The sequence below is a fragment of the Pantoea sp. B65 genome (assembly GCF_047308185.1).
Lineage (GTDB): Bacteria > Pseudomonadota > Gammaproteobacteria > Enterobacterales > Enterobacteriaceae > Erwinia.
Genome location: NZ_JAHXPU010000039.1, coordinates 16,250 through 37,231 on the forward strand (window position 1 = coordinate 16,250; position 20,982 = coordinate 37,231).

The 20,982-nt window shown below is 55.8% G+C and carries 15 protein-coding genes; 8 read left to right on the plus strand and 7 right to left on the minus strand.

Translation table 11 applies throughout. The features are described from left to right. The first annotated feature begins 38 nt into the window (after nt 1-38). From JWF83_RS18475 to JWF83_RS18490, 4 genes are all read left to right on the plus strand, one after another. On the plus strand, nt 39-869 hold the full coding sequence (locus JWF83_RS18475) for a transketolase (RefSeq protein WP_413651872.1): 831 nt from the start codon (nt 39-41) through the stop codon (nt 867-869). Continuing rightward, nucleotides 862-1,806, plus strand: coding sequence for a transketolase family protein (locus JWF83_RS18480; protein WP_413651873.1), 945 nt, complete (start codon nt 862-864; stop codon nt 1,804-1,806). The genes JWF83_RS18475 and JWF83_RS18480 overlap by 8 nt, the downstream gene beginning before the upstream one ends. Before the next feature lie 2 nt (nt 1,807-1,808). Next, the gene (locus JWF83_RS18485; RefSeq protein WP_413651874.1) at nt 1,809-3,293 is read left to right on the plus strand and encodes an FGGY family carbohydrate kinase; all 1,485 of its coding nucleotides are present in this window, start codon (nt 1,809-1,811) and stop codon (nt 3,291-3,293) included. 80 nt (nt 3,294-3,373) lie between these two features. Continuing rightward, complete coding sequence (locus tag JWF83_RS18490; protein ID WP_413651875.1) at nt 3,374-4,570, plus strand: nicotinamide mononucleotide deamidase-related protein YfaY; 1,197 nt, start codon at nt 3,374-3,376, stop codon at nt 4,568-4,570. A gap of 37 nt (nt 4,571-4,607) precedes the next feature. On the opposite strand, the gene yfaE is transcribed toward JWF83_RS18490, so the two are convergent. From yfaE to nrdA, 3 genes are all read right to left on the minus strand, one after another. Continuing rightward, complete coding sequence (yfaE, locus tag JWF83_RS18495) at nt 4,608-4,868, minus strand: class I ribonucleotide reductase maintenance protein YfaE (RefSeq protein WP_413651876.1); 261 nt, start codon at nt 4,866-4,868, stop codon at nt 4,608-4,610. A 3-nt stretch (nt 4,869-4,871) separates the two neighbouring features. Beyond that, nucleotides 4,872-6,002: a class Ia ribonucleoside-diphosphate reductase subunit beta gene (gene nrdB, locus JWF83_RS18500; RefSeq protein ID WP_413651877.1), complete on the minus strand. Its 1,131-nt coding sequence runs from the start codon at nt 6,000-6,002 to the stop codon at nt 4,872-4,874. 78 nt (nt 6,003-6,080) lie between these two features. Continuing rightward, nucleotides 6,081-8,366 carry a class 1a ribonucleoside-diphosphate reductase subunit alpha gene (nrdA, locus tag JWF83_RS18505; RefSeq protein WP_413651878.1) on the minus strand — a complete coding sequence of 762 codons (2,286 nt, stop codon included), beginning with the start codon at nt 8,364-8,366 and terminating at the stop codon, nt 6,081-6,083. A 114-nt stretch (nt 8,367-8,480) separates the two neighbouring features. On the opposite strand from nrdA, the gene JWF83_RS18510 reads away from it, so the two are divergent. Continuing rightward, complete coding sequence (locus tag JWF83_RS18510) at nt 8,481-8,798, plus strand: hypothetical protein (protein ID WP_413651879.1); 318 nt, start codon at nt 8,481-8,483, stop codon at nt 8,796-8,798. 92 nt (nt 8,799-8,890) lie between these two features. On the opposite strand, the gene ubiG is transcribed toward JWF83_RS18510, so the two are convergent. Next, the gene (ubiG, locus tag JWF83_RS18515) at nt 8,891-9,616 is read right to left on the minus strand and encodes a bifunctional 2-polyprenyl-6-hydroxyphenol methylase/3-demethylubiquinol 3-O-methyltransferase UbiG (RefSeq protein WP_413651880.1); all 726 of its coding nucleotides are present in this window, start codon (nt 9,614-9,616) and stop codon (nt 8,891-8,893) included. Between the two features lie 220 nt (nt 9,617-9,836). On the opposite strand from ubiG, the gene gyrA reads away from it, so the two are divergent. Continuing rightward, nucleotides 9,837-12,473, plus strand: a complete 2,637-nt coding sequence (gene gyrA / locus JWF83_RS18520; RefSeq protein WP_413651881.1) for a DNA topoisomerase (ATP-hydrolyzing) subunit A — start codon at nt 9,837-9,839, stop codon at nt 12,471-12,473. 57 nt (nt 12,474-12,530) lie between these two features. Here gyrA and JWF83_RS18525 read toward each other — a convergent pair whose 3' ends face one another. Beyond that, a complete protein-coding gene (locus tag JWF83_RS18525; protein ID WP_413651882.1) occupies nt 12,531-13,532 on the minus strand; it encodes an alpha/beta hydrolase family protein in 1,002 nt (333 codons plus the stop codon). Between JWF83_RS18525 and JWF83_RS18530 the strand changes: the two genes are divergently transcribed. Beyond that, complete coding sequence (locus JWF83_RS18530; protein ID WP_413651883.1) at nt 13,507-14,598, plus strand: helix-turn-helix domain-containing protein; 1,092 nt, start codon at nt 13,507-13,509, stop codon at nt 14,596-14,598. The two genes, JWF83_RS18525 and JWF83_RS18530, sit on opposite strands and share 26 nt — an antisense overlap. 116 nt (nt 14,599-14,714) lie before the next feature. Then, entirely contained in the window at nt 14,715-17,564 is a 2,850-nt protein-coding gene (gene rcsC, locus JWF83_RS18535) for a two-component system sensor histidine kinase RcsC (RefSeq protein ID WP_413651884.1), read from the plus strand. An 85-nt stretch (nt 17,565-17,649) separates the two neighbouring features. Here the strand turns inward: rcsC and rcsB are convergent, their stop codons facing one another. Next, nucleotides 17,650-18,300, minus strand: a complete 651-nt coding sequence (rcsB, locus tag JWF83_RS18540) for a response regulator transcription factor RcsB (protein ID WP_052897352.1) — start codon at nt 18,298-18,300, stop codon at nt 17,650-17,652. Nucleotide 18,301: 1 nt separating this feature from the next. After that, complete coding sequence (gene rcsD / locus JWF83_RS18545) at nt 18,302-20,965, minus strand: phosphotransferase RcsD (protein WP_413652137.1); 2,664 nt, start codon at nt 20,963-20,965, stop codon at nt 18,302-18,304. Nucleotides 20,966-20,982 lie beyond the last annotated feature (17 nt).

Consider the following 20,982-nt stretch of genomic DNA (forward strand, 5'->3'; position numbering starts at 1 on the left):
AATTATTCATGAATGATTTTAAATTCAAAGAGGTTGCTATGAATCCGTTCAAACTCTCTGTGGAACAGCTGGAAAAAAAAGCGCGGGCGATTCGCCGTCGCATTATCACGCTGAATGCCAACAGCCCGGCAGGCGGGCATACCGGCGCCGATCTGTCGCAGGTTGAGATCCTCACCGCGCTCTATTTCCGTCTGCTCAATTGCGCGCCGGACCGCACCGGGGATCCGACGCGCGATATCTATATTCAGTCGAAAGGTCATGCGGTCGGCGGCTACTACTGCGTACTGGCGGAAGCGGGCTATTTCCCGGAAAGCTGGCTGCCGACCTATCAGCATGCCGACTCGCATTTGCCCGGCCATCCGGTGAAACATAAAACCCCGGGTATCGAGCTGAATACCGGGGCGCTGGGACATGGCCTGCCGGTGGCGGTGGGGATTGCGCTGGCGGCGAAGAAAGATCACAGCAACCGCCGGGTATTTGTGGTGACCGGCGATGGTGAGCTGGCGGAAGGCAGTAACTGGGAGGCGGCGTTAGTGGCGTCCCATTACGGCCTCGATAATCTGACAATTATTAATGACAAAAACAAACTGCAGCTGGCCGGGGCGACCCGCGACATCCTCAATACCGATCCGCTGGCAGAGAAATGGCTGGCATTCGGCATGAATGTCACCGAGTGCGCCGGCAACAATATGCAGTCGGTCGTGGAGACTCTGGAAAATCTGCCCGCTAACGGCAAACCCAACGTGGTGATTGCCAATACCGAGAAAGGCTTCGGCATCTCCTTTATTCAGAGCAGGCCCGAGTGGCATCACCGGGTGCCGAAGGGCGACGAGATTGAGCAGGCGATGGAGGAGTTGAAAGATGAGTAATTCAGCACATTTGGCCGACGTGATGGTAAAAGCCTTTATCGACGCGGTAGAACGCGGTATCGATTTGGTGCCGGTGGTGGCCGATTCGACCTCAACCGCGAAAATTTCGCCGTTTGTGAAACAGTTCCCTGGCCGGCTGGTGAATGTCGGCATTGCCGAGCAAACGCTGGTGGGCGCGGCTGCCGGGCTGGCGATTGGCGGTAAAGTCGCGGTAACCTGTAATGCCGCCCCTTTCCTGATTTCACGCGCCAACGAACAGGTCAAAGTCGATATCTGCTACAACAACACCAACGTCAAGCTGTTCGGGCTGAATGCCGGCGCCAGCTATGGCCCTCTGGCCAGTACCCATCACAGCATTGATGATATCTCGGTGATGCGTGGTTTTGGCAATATCGAAATTTACGCGCCTTCCTGTCCGGTGGAGTGCCGTCAGATAATTGATTATGCGCTCGATCACCAGGGGCCGGTCTATATCCGCCTTGATGGTAAAGCGTTGCCGGAACTGCACGATGCCAGCTACAAGTTCATTCCCGGCCAGATTGACCAGCTGCGTGCGGGCGAGGATATCGCGCTGGTGGCGATGGGCTCGACAGTACATGAGATTGTCGACGCCGCCGCGACGCTGGCGGAGCAGGGGATCTCGGCGGCTGTGATCAGCATCGCATCGATCAGACCTTGTGATACCCAGACGCTGTACAAGCTGCTAAATCAATACGCCAGTGTCATCACCGTTGAAGAACACAATATCAACGGCGGTGTGGGTAGTCTGGTAGCGGAAGTGCTGGCCGAAGGCGGCTGTGCCACCAGACTGAAACGGCTGGGTATTGCCGACGGTGAATACGCCATTGCGGGTGACCGCGCTTCGACGCGCGCACGTCACGGCATCGACGCTGCCGGTGTGGTGAACAGCGCCGTGCAGATGTGCCGGGGGGAATAACCATGTCAGGCCCACTTATTCTGGCGATCGATGAAGGCACCACTAATGCCAAGGCGATTGCCGTCGATGGTGATGGCAGGGTGGTGGCGCGCGCCAGCCAGCCACTGCAAATTTTTCATCCACAGCCAGGTCTGGCGCAGCAGGATCCGCTGGCGATCTGGCAGGCGGTATCTCAGGCGATAACTGACTGTCTCGCCCGGTGTCAGGGCGCGCCGGTAGCGGCGGTGGCCATCAGCAATCAGCGTGAGTCGATTATGATCTGGCAGCGCAGTGACGGTCAGCCCCTGACGCCGCTGGTCAGCTGGCAGGATCGGCGCTCGGAAGCGCTGTGCCGTGAATTACAGCAAAGCGGTCAGCAAGCGCTGATCACCGCCCTGACCGGGCTGGCGGTGGACCCGATGTTCCCGGCGGCCAAGGTTACCGGCATGCTGGCGGCGATTCCCGATGGCTATCAGCGTGCGGCGGCGGGGGAGCTGTGTATTGGTACGGTCGACAGCTGGCTGTGCTGGCAGCTGACCGCCGGAGAACAATTTGTCACTGATTACGCCAACGCGGCGCGCACCCAGCTGTTTAATATCCATCAGGCCGAGTGGGATGAACGGCTGCTGGCGCTGTTTCAGGTACCGCGCCAGGCGTTGCCAGAGGTACAAGCTTCCGCCGCCTGTCACGGTACGGTGCAGCGGCAGGATATCGCCGGTCTGCCGGCCGGTACGCCGATTCTGGCGCTGATTGGCGACTCCCATGCCGCACTCTATGCCCAGCGCGCCGCCGGCGGCGAAGTGATCAAAGCCACCTACGGTACCGGCTCATCGCTGATGATGTCCCTGCCAGAGGCGGTAATCAGCGATCGCGGCTTAAGTACCACGCTGGCCTGGCATGATGGTCAGCTGCGCTATGCCTTTGAGGGCAATATTACCCATACCGGTTCCGGCGCCGCCTGGCTGTCACGTATGCTCGGCGTTCATGACCCGAAAAAACTGACGGACATGGCGCAGAGTAGCGCCGGCAATCAGGGGATCTACTTTGTTCCGGCGTTATCGGGGCTCGGCGCCCCCTGGTGGGACCTGCAGGCGCGCGGACTGATTTGCGGTCTGACCGACGCCGCGACGTCGGAGGTGCTGGCGCGGGTGGCGCTGGAGTCGGTGGCGTTCCAGATTGCCGATGTGTTTTTTGCCATGGAGCAGACCGGCGGGCAGCGGCTGGCACAGCTTTGTGTCGATGGCAGCGCCACGGAGAATCGCTGGCTGATGCAGTTTCAGGCCGATTTGCTGCAGCGACCGTTAATCAAAGCGCCGACGGCGGAAGTTTCCGCGCTCGGCGCGGCGCTACTGGCCGGACGTGAGCTTGGCTGGTGGCGCGACAGCGCTGAACTGAGTGCCTTACGTGGCGGCACGACCATTTATCCGCGCGAGTCCGCGGCGCCGGCAATGCGGGAAAACTATCAGGGCTGGCTGGCGGCGGTGGCGCGCTGTCGTTTTCAACCCTGAGCGATGGTTTTTAACGGTTGACGCCACTGACAGATCCGGCCAGGCTAAATCACAGCGTGTGAACCCGACAGGAGAAAACAGTGATAAGAGTGGAAATGCTCTCGACCGGCGATGAAGTGCTACACGGACAAATTGTTGATACTAACGCCGCCTGGCTGGCGGATATGCTGTTCCAGCATAGTTTGCCGATGACCGGACGATCGACAGTGGGTGACAGCCTGCAGGCGCTGGTGGCGGCGCTAAGCGAACGCAGCCATATCGCCGACGTACTGATTGTGAATGGCGGCCTCGGGCCAACCAGCGATGATCTGAGCGCGCAGGCGGCGGCAATGGCGCTGGGCGTGGAACTGGAGATTCAGCCGCAATGGCTGGAGAAGATGGAAGCCTTCTTTGCCAGCCGTGGCCGGCCGATGGCGGCGAGCAACCGTAAGCAGGCGGAAATTCCGCAGGGCGCCGAGCTGGTGGATAACCCGGTGGGGACCGCCTGTGGTTTTGCCATTCAGCTGAATCGCTGCTGGATGTTCTTTACCCCGGGGGTGCCATCGGAATTTAAAGTGATGGTGGAACAGCAGATCCTGCCGCGGCTGAAGCAGCGTTATACCCTGCCTGAGCCGCCAATCTGTTTACGCCTGACCACCTTTGGCCGTGGCGAAAGCGATCTGGCCGCCGAACTGGATTCGCTCAGCATGCCGGAAGGGGCGGTGCTCGGTTATCGCTCCTCAATGCCGATTATCGAACTGAAACTGACCGGCCCGGCCGCGCAGCGGGCGGCGATGGAGCAGGCCTGGCAGCAGGTACGACAGCGAGTGGCCGAATGTACCATTTTCGAGGGGACGGAGGGGTTACCGGCGCTGCTGGCGCGGCGGCTGCATGAGAAACAGCTGACGCTGAGCGTCAGCGAACAATTTACCGCCGGTTTACTGCAGTGGCAGCTGGCATCGGCCGCGGCGCCACTGGCGGCGGGCAATGTCCTGCCGTCGCAGCCGGAGTCGCTGGCGGCGCTGGCGGCGCGCAGCAAGGCATTAGCTGAAGCTAATGGTTCGGCGCTGGCGCTGACCGTTGGGGGTTACCACGAGGATCGGCTCGGCTTTGCGCTGCATACGCCGCAAGGCACCTTTGCCCAACTGGTGAAGTTTAATGTCAGTCGTTACAGCCTGAAAACCCGGCAGGACGTGGTGGCGATGATGGCGATGAATATGCTGCGTCGCTGGCTGAAGGGGGATGCGGTTAGCACCGGCCATGGCTGGATTGATGTGCTGGAGACGATTAAGCTGTAAATCTGCTGGTATGCGGGCGGCATCAATGCCGCCTGCATCATAACTCTAGTTCGATATCGCCGCTGGCCTTGCAGCAGCAGGGCAGGATCTCACCCTCCTGCACAAAGGCTAACGGTTTCTCAACGTAACACACCTCGCCTTTCAGCAGGCGTATACGGCAGGCGCCGCAAAACCCTTCCCGACACTGATATTCAATGTAGGTTTTATGGGCTTCCAGTTGCGCCAGCAGCGACGGATAGTCGTCATCGCATTGCAGCTGCGCACCGGATGGACGTAGCGTAATAATTGACGCCGCCATTGCTTACAGCTGGAAATCGCTGAAATCGTCGCCGTTGACTTCGGAGTCAATCTGGCCGACGAGATAAGAGCTGACTTCCACTTCCTGTGGCGCCACCTGCACGTTATCCGACACCAGCCAGGAGTTAATCCACGGAATCGGATTGGAACGGGTCTGGAACGGCAGATCGAGACCGACCGCATTCATACGGATATTGGTGATGTACTCAATGTACTGCCAGAGAATATCTTTGTTGAGGCCGATCATCGAGCCGTCACGGAACAGGTATTCCGCCCACTCTTTCTCCTGCTGCGCCGCCAGCACAAACAGGTCGTAACACTCCTGACGACACTCGCGGGCAATTTCGGCCATTTCCGCGTCGTCTTCGCCGCTGCGCAGCAGGTTTAGCATATGCTGGGTGCCGGTCAGGTGCAGCGCTTCGTCACGCGCAATCAGTTTGATGATCTTGGCATTACCTTCCATCAGTTCGCGCTCGGCAAAAGCGAACGAGCAGGCGAAGCTGACATAGAAGCGAATCGCTTCCAGCGCATTAACGCTCATCAGACAGATATACAGCTGTTTTTTCAGCGCACGCAGGCTGATGGTGACGGTTTTGCCATTCACCTGATGGCTGCCTTCACCCAGCAGATGCCAGTAGCTGGTCATCTCAATCAGATCATCGTAATAACCGGAGATATCTTTGGCGCGCGACAGGATCTGTTCGTTGGTGACGATATCGTCAAATACCAGCGCCGGATCGTTGACGATATTGCGGATAATATGGGTGTAGGAGCGCGAGTGGATGGTCTCGGAGAATGCCCAGGTTTCCACCCAGGTTTCCAGCTCCGGAATCGAGATCAGCGGCAGCAGCGCGACGTTAGGGCTACGGCCCTGAATCGAGTCGAGCAGCGTCTGATACTTCAGATTGCTGATAAAGATATGCTTCTCATGCTCCGGCAGCGCCTGATAGTCGATGCGATCGCGGGAGACGTCGACTTCTTCCGGACGCCAGAAGAAGGAGAGTTGTTTCTCAATCAGCTTTTCAAAGATGTCATATTTCTGCTGGTCAAAACGCGCAACGTTAACCGGCTGGCCAAAGAACATCGGTTCATTCAGCTGATTGTTTTTATTCTGAGAAAAGGTGGTATAAGCCATGGTGTAAATCCAGTTATTCAGGTGATGGCCGGGTGGTGCCCGGCCATCAGGGATTACGGAACAGCAAGCCGTCGCGAATTAAATCTTACAGGCGCCGCTTTCGCAGCCATCATCCTGAATTGACGGCGCCAGATCGTCCTGCGCATCTTCTGCGCCATCACGGGTGTTCTGGTAGTAGAGGGTTTTTACGCCAAACTTATACGCGGTCAGCAGGTCTTTCAGCAGCTGTTTCATCGGCACACGACCGTTGGCAAAGCGCGTAGGATCGTAGTTGGTGTTAGACGAAATCGCCTGGTCGATAAACTTCTGCATCACCCCCACCAGTTGCAGATAACCGTCGTTGTTCGGCATATCCCACAGCAACTCATAGTTATCTTTCAGACGCTCATACTCCGGCACCACCTGACGCAGGATACCGTCTTTCGACGCTTTGATACTGATATGGCCGCGCGGCGGCTCGATGCCGTTGGTAGCGTTGGAGATCTGCGAAGAGGTCTCTGACGGCATCAGGGCCGAGAGCGTTGAGTTACGCAGGCCGTGAGTTTTAATCTCCTCACGCAGCGTTTCCCAGTCCAGATGCAGCGGTTCGTTGCAGATCGCGTCCAGATCTTTCTTATAGGTGTCGATTGGCAGGATGCCCTGCGCATAGGTGGTTTCATTGAACCACGGGCAGGCGCCTTGCTCTTTCGCCAGCTCGTTTGAGGCTTTCAGCAGGTAATACTGAATCGCTTCGAAGGTTTTGTGCGTCAGGTTATTGGCGCTGCCATCGGAGTAACGTACGCCGTTTTTCGCCAGATAGTAAGCGTAGTTGATCACGCCGATACCGAGGGTACGACGACCCATGGCGCCACGCTGCGCTGCCGGGATCGGGTAGTCCTGATAATCCAGCAGCGCATCAAGGGCGCGGACCGCCAGCGTCGCCAGTTCATCCAAATCGTCGAGGCTGTTGATGGCGCCGAGGTTGAATGCCGACAGGGTACAAAGGGCAATCTCGCCGTTTTCGTCGTTCACATCCAGCAGCGGTTTGGTCGGCAGCGCGATTTCCAGACACAGGTTGGACTGGCGTACTGGCGCGATAGCCGGATCGAACGGGCTGTGGGTGTTGCAGTGATCGACGTTCTGAATGTAGATACGGCCGGTAGAGGCGCGTTCCTGCATCATCAGCGAGAACAGGTCGACCGCTTTCACGCGCTGTTTACGGATGCTGTCGTCTTGCTCATATTTGCAGTACAGGCGCTCAAACTCATCCTGATCGGCGAAGAACGCATCGTACAGTCCCGGCACGTCTGACGGGCTGAACAGGGTGATATCTTCACCTTTCAGCAGACGGGTATACATCAGCTTGTTGATCTGCACGCCGTAGTCCATATGACGTACGCGGTTGCCTTCCACGCCGCGGTTGTTTTTCAATACCAGCAGGCTTTCTACTTCCAGATGCCACATTGGATAGAACAGCGTCGCCGCGCCGCCGCGCACGCCGCCCTGTGAACAGGATTTCACCGCGGTCTGGAAATGTTTGTAGAACGGAATACAACCGGTATGGAACGCTTCACCGCCACGGATCGGGCTGCCCAGCGCGCGGATGCGACCGGCGTTGATACCGATACCGGCGCGCTGAGAAACGTATTTCACAATCGCACTGGAGGTGGCGTTGATCGAGTCGAGGCTGTCGCCGCACTCAATCAGTACGCAGGAGCTGAACTGACGGGTTGGGGTACGCACGCCGGACATAATTGGCGTTGGCAGCGAGATTTTAAAGGTGGAAATCGCATCGTAGAAACGTTTGATATAATCAAGACGCGTCTCACGCGGGTAGCCGGAGAACAGACAGGCGGCGACCAGAATGTAGAGGAACTGCGCGCTCTCATAGATTTCGCCGCTTACGCGGTTCTGCACCAGATATTTGCCTTCCAGCTGCTTAACGGCGGCATAAGAGAAGTTCATATCACGCCAGTGGTCGATAAAACCGTCCATCTGTTCGAATTCTTCGCTGGAATAGTCTTCCAGCAGATGTTTATCGTATTTGCCGAGGTCGATCATGCGCGTGACCTGATCGAGCAGTTTTGGCGGCTCGAACTGGCCGTAGGCTTTTTTACGCAGGTGGAAAATGGCCAGACGCGCAGCCATATATTGATAATCAGGCGCATCGCGCGAGATCAGGTCGGCCGCGGCCTTGATCACCGTTTCATGGATGTCGGATGTTCTGATGCCGTCATAGAACTGGATGTGCGAACGCAGTTCAACCTGAGACACGGAAACGTTTTGCAGACCTTCAGCCGCCCAGTCGAGAACCCGGTGGATTTTATCAAGATTAATACGTTCTGTGCGGCCATCGCGTTTAGTGACGAGCAGACTCTGATTCATGTCGCGTTTTACCTGTCCGGGAAATTACCCCCGGTTTATGCACAGAAATCTCATTGTGAGTAACTCTGTGGATAAACACTACATATAGGGGGTAGGGGGTGATTATGTTACTAGATGGTGAGTATTCTAGTAACTTATCTGCGTATAACAAGAGTTGATTTCCGATTGTTTTTCGGTTTTGTACTCTGGCTTTTTTCTGAAGACCAGGTTTCGCAAGGCTCGTCGGCCTGTCAATCCTTGTTAGAAAAAAATGATAAATATGTTCAAATGCTGTTTTTCTGCCCTGCGCGGCTTGTCGGGTTTTTTTCCGCGCAAGAAAATGATCTGGCTGGCGGTGGTAAACTAAGAAAAACCGATGATCTGCGCAGCGCTGTCGGGCGGTTTTTTTGTGGAATCTTTCAGAAATTTCCGAAGGGGCGCATCATGCCGTGATTACGGCTGGGGCAAATTCCTGACACCGGCGGCGATCTCGCGAAATACGCCAGCGGGGCCATGGATGGCCCCGGTCAGATTAATGGCTTCCGTCACAAGGCGCTATGGGTATGCAACATATAATTAACATCAACCCCGTGGCCTAAACGGAATTTATTGCGCAACGGGTTGTAGTGCAGACCAATAATATGACGCTCGCGCAGCGGGGTTTCATCGACCCAGCCCAGCAGTTCGGCAGGACGGATAAACTTCTTAATATCGTGGGTGCCGCGCGGCACCATCCGCAGCAGATACTCAGCGCCGAAAATCGCCATCAGCCAGGCTTTGCTGTTGCGATTCAGGGTAGAGAAAAATACTTCGCCGCCAGGTTTAACCAGACGGGCGCAGGCGTGGACCACCGAGCGCGGATCCGGCACATGCTCCAGCATCTCCATACAGGTCACCACGTCGTACTGACCGGCGAACTGCTGCGCGTGTTCTTCCACGGTTTGCTGCCGATACTCCACCTGAACGCCGCTCTCCAGCGCATGCAGACGCGCCACTTCCAGCGGCTCGGCGCCCATATCCAGACCGGTGACCACCGCCCCTTCGCGCGCCATACTTTCCGCCAGAATGCCGCCGCCGCAGCCGACATCCAGTACTTTTTTGCCAAACAGGCCATCGGCGTGTTGCGCAATATAACCGAGACGCAGCGGATTTATGCGGTGCAGCGGTTTGAATTCACCTTCCAGATCCCACCAGCGCGAGGCGACCGCTTCAAATTTAGCAATTTCAGCGTGATCGACGTTAGCTGTGGACGGGGTGGGGTTTGCATTCATTAAATTAGTGCTCCTGCAACAAAGGGTTGCCCAGAGTATATACCTTCGCGCCGGCGGTACAAATGCCACCCCCGCGCAGAGAGATCGCGGGCCAGCCGGGAAAGCCTCCCGTCCCGCAATTAAAGCGTGCTTTACGACGCTTTCCATTCACCGCAACGGTGCAATGTGATATACTTTCGCACCTTTGAATCCGGGACTAATGTAGAGGGATAGCGGCTCCATGAGCGACCTTGCGAGAGAAATAACACCGGTCAATATCGAGGAAGAGTTAAAGAACTCTTACCTTGATTACGCCATGTCGGTCATCGTTGGCCGTGCATTACCAGATGTTCGGGACGGACTGAAACCTGTCCACCGTCGTGTGCTGTTCGCCATGAACGTTCTCGGTAACGACTGGAATAAACCTTATAAAAAGTCTGCCCGTGTGGTCGGCGACGTAATCGGTAAATATCACCCACACGGTGATACAGCAGTTTACGACACCATCGTGCGTATGGCTCAGCCATTCTCACTGCGTTATATGTTGGTTGATGGTCAGGGGAACTTTGGTTCGATTGACGGCGACTCTGCGGCAGCGATGCGTTACACCGAAGTGCGCATGTCAAAGATCGCCCATGAGCTTCTGGCGGATCTGGAAAAAGAGACGGTTGATTTTGTGCCGAACTATGACGGCACCGAACAGATCCCGGAAGTTATGCCGACCAAGATCCCGAACCTGCTGATTAACGGCTCGTCCGGTATTGCCGTGGGTATGGCCACCAATATACCTCCGCACAACCTGACCGAAGTGATCAACGGTTGTCTGGCCTATATTGAGGATGAAAACATCAGCGTCGAAGGGCTGATGGAACACATCACCGGACCAGACTTCCCGACGGCGGCCTTTATTAATGGCCGTCGCGGTATCGAGGAAGCCTATCGCACCGGTCGCGGCAAGATCTATATCCGCGCCCGTGGTGAAGTGGAAACCGATGCCAAAACCGGTCGCGAAACCATCATCATCAATGAAATTCCGTATCAGGTGAACAAAGCGCGCCTGATCGAGAAGATTGCTGAACTGGTGAAAGAAAAACGTCTGGAAGGCATCAGCGCGCTGCGTGATGAATCCGATAAAGACGGTATGCGCATCGTGATTGAGATTAAACGCGATGCAGTTGGCGAAGTGGTGCTGAATAACCTCTACTCGCTGACGCAGCTGCAGACCTCATTCGGCATCAATATGGTGGCGCTGCACCAGGGCCAGCCGAAGATTATGCCGCTGAAGGACATTATCGAAGCCTTTATCCGCCATCGTCGTGAAGTGGTGACGCGCCGTACCATTTTCGAACTGCGTAAAGCGCGCGATCGTGCCCATATCCTCGAAGCGCTGGCCATTGCGCTGGCGAATATCGATCCGATTATCGAATTGATCCGCCATGCGCCGACGCCGGCCGAAGCGAAAGCCGGGCTGATTGCCCGTCCGTGGGATCTGGGTAATGTCTCGGTCATGCTGGAACGTGCCGGTGATAATGCCGCGCGCCCTGAATGGCTGGAAGAGCAGTATGGTATTCGTGACGGTCAGTACTACCTGACCGAGCAGCAGGCTCAGGCGATTCTGGATCTGCGTCTGCAGAAACTGACCGGCCTTGAGCATGAGAAACTGCTGGACGAGTACAAAGGTCTGCTGGAGCAGATTGCTGAATTGCTGCGTATTCTGGAAAGCGCCGAGCGTTTGATGGAAGTGATTCGCGAAGAGCTGGAACTGATCCGCGATCAGTTTGGCGATGAGCGTCGCACCGAGATCACCGCCAACAGTGCCGATATCAATATCGAAGACCTGATTAATCAGGAAGATGTGGTGGTTACCCTGTCGCACCAGGGCTACGTTAAGTATCAGCCACTGACTGATTACGAAGCGCAGCGTCGTGGCGGCAAAGGGAAATCAGCGGCGCGTATTAAAGAAGAAGACTTTATCGACCGTCTGCTGGTGGCGAACACCCATGACACCATTCTCTGCTTCTCGAGCCGTGGCCGTCTCTACTGGATGAAGGTCTATCAACTGCCGGAAGCCAGCCGTGGCGCGCGTGGGCGTCCAATCGTCAACCTGCTGCCGCTGGAGCCGAACGAGCGTATTACCGCTATTCTGCCGGTGCGCGAGTATGCGGAAGGGCTGAATATCTTTATGGCTACCGCCAGCGGTACCGTGAAGAAGACCGCCCTGACCGAGTTCAGCCGTCCACGCAGCGCCGGTATTATTGCCGTCAACCTGCGTGATGACGATGAACTGATCGGGGTATCGCTGACCGACGGCAACGACGAAGCGATGCTGTTCTCCGCGGCCGGTAAAGTGGTGCGCTTCGCCGAGAAGGCAGTGCGTGCCATGGGCCGTACCGCTTCAGGGGTACGCGGTATCAAACTGGCGGAAGGCGATCGCGTGGTGTCGCTGATCATTCCTCGTGAAGAGGGCGCGATCATGACGGTGACGCAGAACGGTTACGGTAAACGTACCGAAAACAGCGAATACCCAACCAAGTCGCGTGCCACTCAGGGGGTTATCTCGATCAAAGTCACCGAACGTAACGGACCGGTCATCGGTGCGGTACAGGTGGTCGACAGCGATCAGATTATGATGATCACCGATGCCGGTACCCTGGTGCGTACCCGCGTCTCTGAGGTTAGCGTCGTCGGTCGTAACACCCAGGGTGTGATCCTGATTCGTACTTCTGAAGGTGAAAATGTCGTTGGCCTGCAGCGCGTGGCCGAGCCGGTAGCCGAAGAAGAACTCGATGCTATCGACGGCAGCGTGGCGGAAGGGGATGACGAGATCGCACCAGAAGTGGATAGCGATGACGATATCGTTGAAGGCGATGACGAGTAATCGTTAAACGCGATCGGAAAAGGAAAAGGCCAGCATAGCTGGCCTTTTTTACGCCGGTCAGTCAGTGATAATGGCGTGCTGCTGTAAAAAACCGAGCACCATAGCGCTAACCTGCTGATGGATTGCCCGGCGTTGCGCCGCTGGCGTTTCACAGATAAAGGCTTCGCCTTCTTCCGCCAGAATCTGCTCCCCCCGTGGCTGACAGAGCGGCAGGAAATCATAATGTCCCGCCCCGGGCAATTTTTGCTGCGGCAGCGGCAGCTGTTCCACCCCCAAATGCAGCGGCTGCGCAGCGCGAATATAGTATCCCGCGGCCACGACCAGCACCGGTATCTTAATCGTCGCCAGACTCTGTGGCGTCAATACGTACGCCATTGCCGGATCCAGCGCAATAACAAATTTTACCCGCGGGTCGCGATAGCTGGCCTCCAGACGGCGGCTGTCCAGCTGCTGCAGATCAACCTTGCCGCGCTGCAAAAACTGACAGTCCGGCATCTGCGGCATCGCGGCGCAATAGGCGACATAACGCTGGCGGGTTATTTTGCCCCCGGCCAGCGCCAGTGCGCTATACCCCCCTTTCGAGTGGCCGATAACGCCGATTTTCTGGCGGTCGATGGCGTTGCTCCACTGTTTACTGCTGAGAAATACATCCAGCAGATTACTGATATCGCGCGTTTGCCGGGTGATATCACTATCGGGGTGTGAGTCGCCGGTGGTGCTGCCGGGGTGGTTTGCCGCTACCACAATCATGCCGCGCGCGGCGAGCTGCGTCGCCAGCCAGGCGAGATTACTGTTATTCCCGCCGCTGCCGTGCGTCAGTATCACCAGCGGAAACTTACCGGCGGCCAGCGGGGCGTCCGCTATCGCCGTAAAGCCTTCGAATACCGCGTTCGCCGCCTGAGTTTGCGCCGCGGCGGTGGAGGTGCTGGGCCAGAACAGCCGCAGGGTCAGCGGACGCTGTGGATCGGCGGTAGCGAGGGTCTGCGTACTATTACCGGTGCTGTAGCTCCAGCCGTAGTGACTGAACAATAGAGTGAAGAGAAGACAAAAAATACGCATAGCGTTAACTCCTGTGGTGGAAAGCGCTATCATCCTGTTTATCGGTATTATTCTCGTCCTCGATCACGATCTGCACCCGGTAAATATGCTGATTCCTGTTAATTTTGTGCTGAGTTTCTGCTTTCTGTTACTGCTGCTGCGCATGCTGGCAGGTCATCGCCGCGCGCGATTTTTTATCGCCCTGCTGGCCCTCGGCCTGCTGCACTATCAGCTGGCCGGATGGCGCGAACTCTATCCGCATACTCTCTGCGCACGGTTGCTGCCGGTGACGGCGATGGCGCTACCGCTGCTGTGCTGGCTGTCATTACGCGAGGCCTGCGCACACCGTTCGTCACTCCTCTGGCTGCTGGCGCCGTCTGCTCTGATGGCGCTGTGTGTCTGGCTGTGGCCGCAGGGGATTGATGCTCTGCTGCTGCTGACCTGGCTGGCGTGTGGCGCGGCGATGCTGTTCCGGCTGGCCGGCGGGGATAGTGTTTTTGCCGCACAGTTATTGTCGCGGGTGGGGCTGACGCTGACCAGCTGGCGGTTAATGGCGCTGATGCTGATGGGTTGCGCGCTGCTGGACCTGGCGATCACCGTCAATATTTCGTGGTACGGCGGGGCATGGCTGCGGGGTTTACTGCTGACCGGTCAGGTGGGGCTCGGGTTGGCGATCGGTCTGGCGCTGGCGATTACCCCGGCCAGCCCGCCAGCGGAGCCTGAGCCACCAGCCCGCAGTGCCGATGCCAGTGATGAGCGGGTACTCGCCATTATCGATCGGCTGATGCGTGAAACTGCGCTATACCGTGAGGCCGGGTTGAATCTGGCGAAAATGGCGCGTAAAAGCGGTATTCCGGCGCGTAAGTTGTCAGCCGCGATTAATCTATTGCGACAGCAAAGCGTGTCGCAATATGTCAACCAATGGCGTATTGAGGAAGCCTGCCAGCAGCTCAGTCAGAGCTCACTGCCGATTATCGAAATTATGGAAGCGGCAGGATTTATCACCAAATCAAATTTCAACCGCGAGTTTTTACGTATTACCGGCAAAACCCCCTCCCGGTGGCGGGCGGACGCCGGGCGGAGCTAAGTTGATGCGAAAGCTGGCGCGGTCAGCTGCGCCAGTTCTGGCTTTTTATTACCAGTACCGCTACTGTATCGGCATCGTCAAATGCATCGCCGACACTCTGCCACCATAGGTTTCTCTTGAAATATCTTGTCTCGTTTCGTACCACGTTAAGGATTTCCCGCTACCTGTTCCGGGCCCTGGCGCTAATGCTGTGGACCCTCGGGGCGCTGCTCACCGCCTTTTTTATTATTAACGTGTTACACGAGAAAGAGTCCCAGGTGCGTCAGGAGTTCAGCACTAACTATGATCAGGCGCAGTGGTATGTTCACCACTCCACCGACGTGACGCGCGAGCTGAAGTATATTGCGGAAAACCGCCTTAGCTCTTCGGCGAACGGCACTGATATGCTGAACGGCGCCTCCTCCGGTAAAGTCACTCTGCCGCAGTTTTACCCGTTGTATGCCGATTCCGACTGCTCGTCAATGAGCACCAGCTGGCGCAGTTCGCTGGAGTCACTCAGCTATTTTCTCAATTACTGGAAACCCAACTTCTCCTCTGCCTATGAACTGAACCGCGTGTTCTTTATTGGCGGGGAAAGCCTGTGCCTGGCCGATTTTGCTATCGGTAGCGCTTCGGTCGATCGCGAAAAAACGCTGAAGGCGCTGAATGAGCGCATCCTGCGCTACCGCAACGGCAGCAATGTGGAGCGCAAAAACAGCCTCTACTGGATCGCCTCCGCCAGCCAGCCGGGTGTCGGCTACTTCTATATGATCACCCCGGTGTATGTGGCCAATAAGCTGGAGGCGCTGCTGGGTATTGAACAGAATATCCGGCTGGATGACTTTATTACCCCGGGCAGCCTGCCGGTGGTGGCCACCATTATTGACCAGAATAACCAGCCGGTGCTCTCTTCCGCGCGCAACGGCGCCAGTTTTTCGATGGACGATCTGCCGGAGGCGAAGGCATGGTTTGGCTATGTCGATGGTTACAAGCAGCTGGTGCTGAAAAAGACACTGCTGCCCTCCTCACTGAGCGTCGTTTATTCGATTTCCACCGAGGTGCTGGTGACGCAGCTGAAAATGCTGATCATCAATGCGTTATTGCTCAATTTCCTCAGCGGTATCGTGCTGTTTTCCCTGGCGTGGCTGTTTGAACGCCGCATGTTCCTGCCGGCGGAAGATAACGCTCACCGGCTGGAGGAGCACGAGCAGTTTAACCGCAAAATTGTTGCCTCGGCGCCGGTGGGGATCTGTATTTTACGCACCAGCGACGGCACCAATATTCTCAGTAATGAGCTGGCGCATAACTATCTTAATTTGCTGACCCAGGAAGATCGTCAGCGTCTGACGGAGATTATCTGTGGCCAGCAGGTGAACTTTGTTGATGTGCTTACCGGCAGTAATACCAACCTGCAAATCAGCTTTGTGCATTCACGTTACCGTAATGAAAATGTCGCAATTTGCGTGCTGGTGGATGTCAGCGCACGCGTAAAAATGGAAGAGTCGCTGCAGGAGATGGCACAGGCCGCCGAGCAGGCCAGTCAGTCAAAATCGATGTTCCTTGCCACCGTCAGCCATGAACTGCGCACGCCGCTGTACGGCATCATCGGTAACCTTGACCTGCTGCAGACCAAAGCGCTGCCGAAGGGGGTTGAGTCGCTGGTGACGGCGATGAATAACTCCTCCAGTCTGTTGCTGAAGATTATTAGCGATATTCTCGATTTTTCGAAAATTGAATCCGAACAGCTGCGTATTGAACCGCGCGAGTTTTCGCCGCGTGAGATCATTACTCATATCGCCTCAAACTATTTATCGCTGGTGGTGAAAAAACGCCTGACGCTCTACTGCTTTATTGACAGTAAAGTGCCGGTTTCGCTGGATGGCGACCCGCTACGTTTGCAGCAGGTGATCTCTAACCTGCTCAATAACGCCATTAAATTTACCCACACCGGCTGTATTATTCTGCACGCCTATATCAAAGAGGGATATCTGGCGTTCCGGGTCCGCGATACCGGCGTCGGTATTCCGGCGAAAGAGATCACCCGCCTGTTTGACCCTTTCTTCCAGGTCGGCACCGGCGTGCAGCGTAATTTCCAGGGCACCGGCCTGGGACTGGCGATCTGCGAAAAGCTGATCAATATGATGGACGGCGATATTGAAGTAGATTCGGAACCGGGGATGGGCAGCCAGTTTATTATCCGCATTCCGTTGTATAACAGTCAGGTGGTTGCCCCGCCGCTGCATGAAGGTTTGCAGGATAAGCAGGTGTGGCTGGAACTGCGGAATGAGTATCTGGCCTGTTTCCTCGAAAATCTGCTTAATGAGCACGGCATTCAGGTACATCGCTATGATGAAAACCGTTATGGCGTCGATGACGTGATTATCACCGATTATGATTTTACCGTGCAGCGTCAGGTGCGGGCGGTAATCGAGTTTGACGGTAAACATATTGATATGCCGCAGGAGGTCAGTGCCGGGCGCTGGGTATACAGTACCGCGATGCCACACGAGTTGCCGGCGTTACTGGGGCGTATCTACCGCGTACCGGTCGATGTGCCGGAAGGTCTGGCGCTGCTGCCGGCGGTGGCAGAGAGTGTCAATAACGAGGATATTTTGATCCTGGTGGTCGACGATCATCCGATTAACCGCATGCTGCTGTCCGATCAGTTAGGCTCGCTCGGCTTCCGGGTGAAAACCGCCCAGGACGGGGTGGATGCGCTGAATGTTATCAGCCGCAGCGAGGTTGATATCGTGCTGAGCGACGTTAATATGCCAAATATGGATGGCTATCGCCTGACGCAACGTCTGCGTCAGCTGGGACAAACCTTCCCGGTGATTGGCGTAACGGCGAATGCGCTGGCGGAAGAGAAACAGCGCTGTATGGAAGCCGGAATGGATAACTGTCTGTCGAAGCCGGTAACGCTGGATACGCTGCAGAAAACCCTGTCGTTTTATGCTGAGCGGGTGAGAAAGGGCCGGGAAGGCTAAGGGTGTCGGTGGGGAAATATCGGAACGGGCCGCAGTCATGCGACCCTAACGGCGCCAGGGGGCGGCATTATGCCGCCCGGGCCATTTAGTCTTTCTCGACCGGCATTGAACTGACCGATGACAGGTAGTTCAGCAGCGCGATATCGTTATCCACGCCCAGTTTCATCATCGCTGATTTTTTCTGGCTACTGATGGTTTTAATACTACGGTTCAGCTTCTTGGCGATCTCCGTCACCAGAAAACCTTCGGCAAACAGACGCAGCACTTCACTCTCTTTTGGCGACAGACGCTTGTCGCCATAACCACCGGCACTGATTTTCTCCAGCAGTTTTGCCACGCTGTCTGGCGTATATTTCTTGCCTTTCTGTAGGGCGGCCAGCGCTTTAGGCAAGTCGGTTGGCGCGCCCTGTTTCAGCACGATCCCTTCAATATCCAGATCCAGTACTGCGCTGAGGATCGCCGGGTTATTGTTCATCGTCAGGACGATAATCGACAGATCCGGGTAGTGACGTTTGATGTATTTGATCAGCGTAATGCCGTCGCCATATTTCTCACCTGGCATCGACAGATCGGTTATCAATACGTTTGCATCTAATTTCGACAGGCTGTTAATCAATGCTGTGGAGTCTTCGAACTCACCAACAACGTTTACCCATTCAATCTGTTCGAGTGACTTACGAATGCCAAACAGGACAATCGGATGGTCATCGGCAATAATTACATTCAAATTATTCATCTTATTGGTTACCTTGCTGCAGCAGTTCATTGACGTAAGCGTCAATGTTACTGGTGGTATTTTTAATGTTTGAATCGTCACACTCTTTAATGTGCTGTTCTAACGTTTCACAAAGCTGCTTGCCAGGTACCAGATTGAGCATGGCAAACACGCCTTTCAGGCGATGCGCTGTCTGAGCAAGCGAACTGTAATCCTGGTTCGCCGACTCAGTATACAATCTCTTTACATCATCCGGTACTGTGTCGACAAATAGCTGGTAGTAGCCGCTATTAAGCAGCGGCGCGTCGTCCTGTTCTTCAGCCAGCTCTTCACCCGGCACTTCCTGCGCCAGCTGTTGTTCAATCAGTTGCAACAAGGCATCTTGCATTGCGCTACTGATATTGAAGTTCACCCGGAACTGATTATCGCTAATTGCCCTGAAGCCCATCTCGTCATCCGTGAGCAGCAATGACCACGGCGTTAAACGCGCCGGATCGTCAGTCACCAGAACATCATGATCCTGGCCGGAGAAGCGTTCATCTGGTGTAATGCAGTTCGCCCCCCAATTTTCCAGCTGATGACAGACAATCTTGCGTACGTCATCAACGGTAATCTCAATTAATGCCGTCAGGCCTTCCAGCAGCTTCTCTTCCTGCGGCTGCTGATTTTCCAGCGGCACATGCAGGTTAATACTGTAACGGGTGCCGATATCCGGTTTGGCATGGACCTCTAAATGACCGCCGAGCTGTTTACACAGCTGCTTACAGAGGAAGAAGGCGAGGCCGGAAGCCTGACCAAAGCGATCCCGCGAGGTTTCACCAAGGAACGGGAAGTCGGTATTACCCAGTTCATCGACGGTTAAACCCGCGCCGGTATCGACGATATGGATAGTCAGCCGATCCGGGCGCTCTGCCGGAGAATCGACATCCAGCGTGATTTTGCCCCAATTGGTGGTGGTCAGCGAATAGTGCAACAGGGTCGACAGCACCTTACGAATGGCGCGCTGATCGCCAAAGCGCATTTCGTCGCTGTCCAGGCGGTTGCGCACCAGCAGCGTCAGCCCTTTGCGCCGCGTCAGCGGCAACATCTCTAACGCCACCTCATCCAGCAGCAATTGCAGGTTGAAGGAGGCGGAATCCGGCGTCCAGTCGTGGGTTTCCAGCCGGTTCAGCAGCACAATATCATCCACCAGCCGGTGCAGCGCCTGAGTTTCCTCCAGTACGTCCTGGCGCGCTTCATCATCACTGCTGGCGCTGAGCTGCTGTAAATGCGTCACCACATTACCCAGCGGTCGATCAAGTGCATGGCCCAGATTCTGCAACAGCTGTTGCCGCATCTGGTGATTCTTATCCAGTACCTGCTGCGCTTTTTGCAGTTTCTTATTCACCAGCAACTCGCGATCCTGGTCACGCATCATAAACAGCTGAGTATGCGGGGAGACCACGCTGCGCGCATGGCGGATTTCATACACTTCATTATTGACCGTGGCCTGCAACACACCCTGATGTTGATCAGACATATTGATGATTTTTTGCAGGTTCAGATGCGGCAGCAGATGTTCGGCAATCTTGTTGCTGATAATGGTGCGGTTGCTGGCAAAGTCATACACCAGCAGGCCGACCGGCAGACTGGCGACAATCTCTTCGTTTAATACCCGCAGCGCATCAAGTTCCGCGCTCTGATTCTCACTGGGGCGCAAAGACTGATGACGCAGCAGAAACAGCCCGGCCAGTGACATAATCAGCAGCAGCAGATTAGCCAGCAGTGGCCACATCAGATTGCGCAAGGTATCGAACACCAGGCTGGTAAGCGGTACGCGATACACCAATTGCAGCGGAGTGCTGGTCAGTGAGGAGGCAATCTCCACGTTAGGATTGACCAGTGAGATGCTGGTGTTCTGCGCTTCCTCTTCGCTATTAGGCGTGCCTTCACTGGTGGCGGTGTTGTCCTGCTTCAGCTGGAAGTTCTCCAGCGGCATATTGCGTGGGATCAGATCATTGATCGGCAAATCAAATGCCACCACCGTTGCCAGATGACCCGGCTGATTGAAGGTGGTGCGCACGGTAAAGTAGTGATCGTTCTGCCAGGTAAAACGCCGCAGCGGCGAGAAGCTTTCGCGCTCATCAAGGGCATTGGCCTGCTGCAGCATCTCCGAGCGGCGCGCATCAACAATGCTATTGATGGCGCTCTCTTTATAGCGCGTCGCCATATCTTTTAACGGCAGGGTAGAGATCAGGATCAGACTGTTGTCCTGACCATTCAGAAAATACATCGACCAGGTGCTGTTTTCCGCCCCCCACAGGGTATCGAGATAGTTAGACATGCGCAGCGTCATATCCAGCGTGCTGCTGTCATGGGAGCCGAAAATCAACGCTTCGGTTTTCCGCCGGTTTTTTTCCAGATAGTAGACATCCTGGCGTAAACGCGTTTCCTGCAAACTGTTTGGCGGCGTGCCGGTAGCGCTGGCCGCAAGGTTTTCATAGATTTGCCAGGTGGCGAAACGATAGGTGTCGATCCGTTTTTGCATCGCGTGGGTGATATCGGACATCGCGTAGCGTTTTTCTGTCAGCCACGAATTAACCGCGTTATGGATCATAAATCCTAACGCCAGCAGTAACACCAAAATAAACATCACAAAGAAGCGTGTGACATTGCCAGAGGTGAGGGGAAACTTATATGGCACCATAGCGTAACGTGACACCC

Excerpts from the sequence above, each read along its gene's own strand:
- gyrA (WP_413651881.1), top strand. The coding sequence starts at position 9,837 with ATGAGCGACCTTGCGAGAGAAATAACACCGGTCAATATCGAGGAAGAG.
- JWF83_RS18475 (WP_413651872.1), top strand. The coding sequence starts at position 39 with ATGAATCCGTTCAAACTCTCTGTGGAACAGCTGGAAAAAAAAGCGCGG.
- rcsB (WP_052897352.1), bottom strand. The coding sequence starts at position 18,300 with ATGAATAATTTGAATGTAATTATTGCCGATGACCATCCGATTGTCCTG.
- JWF83_RS18480 (WP_413651873.1), top strand. The coding sequence starts at position 862 with ATGAGTAATTCAGCACATTTGGCCGACGTGATGGTAAAAGCCTTTATC.
- nrdA (WP_413651878.1), bottom strand. The coding sequence starts at position 8,366 with ATGAATCAGAGTCTGCTCGTCACTAAACGCGATGGCCGCACAGAACGT.
- nrdB (WP_413651877.1), bottom strand. The coding sequence starts at position 6,002 with ATGGCTTATACCACCTTTTCTCAGAATAAAAACAATCAGCTGAATGAA.
- ubiG (WP_413651880.1), bottom strand. The coding sequence starts at position 9,616 with ATGAATGCAAACCCCACCCCGTCCACAGCTAACGTCGATCACGCTGAA.
- rcsD (WP_413652137.1), bottom strand. The coding sequence starts at position 20,965 with ATGGTGCCATATAAGTTTCCCCTCACCTCTGGCAATGTCACACGCTTC.
- JWF83_RS18510 (WP_413651879.1), top strand. The coding sequence starts at position 8,481 with ATGGTGAGTATTCTAGTAACTTATCTGCGTATAACAAGAGTTGATTTC.
- JWF83_RS18485 (WP_413651874.1), top strand. The coding sequence starts at position 1,809 with ATGTCAGGCCCACTTATTCTGGCGATCGATGAAGGCACCACTAATGCC.
- JWF83_RS18525 (WP_413651882.1), bottom strand. The coding sequence starts at position 13,532 with ATGCGTATTTTTTGTCTTCTCTTCACTCTATTGTTCAGTCACTACGGC.
- yfaE (WP_413651876.1), bottom strand. The coding sequence starts at position 4,868 with ATGGCGGCGTCAATTATTACGCTACGTCCATCCGGTGCGCAGCTGCAA.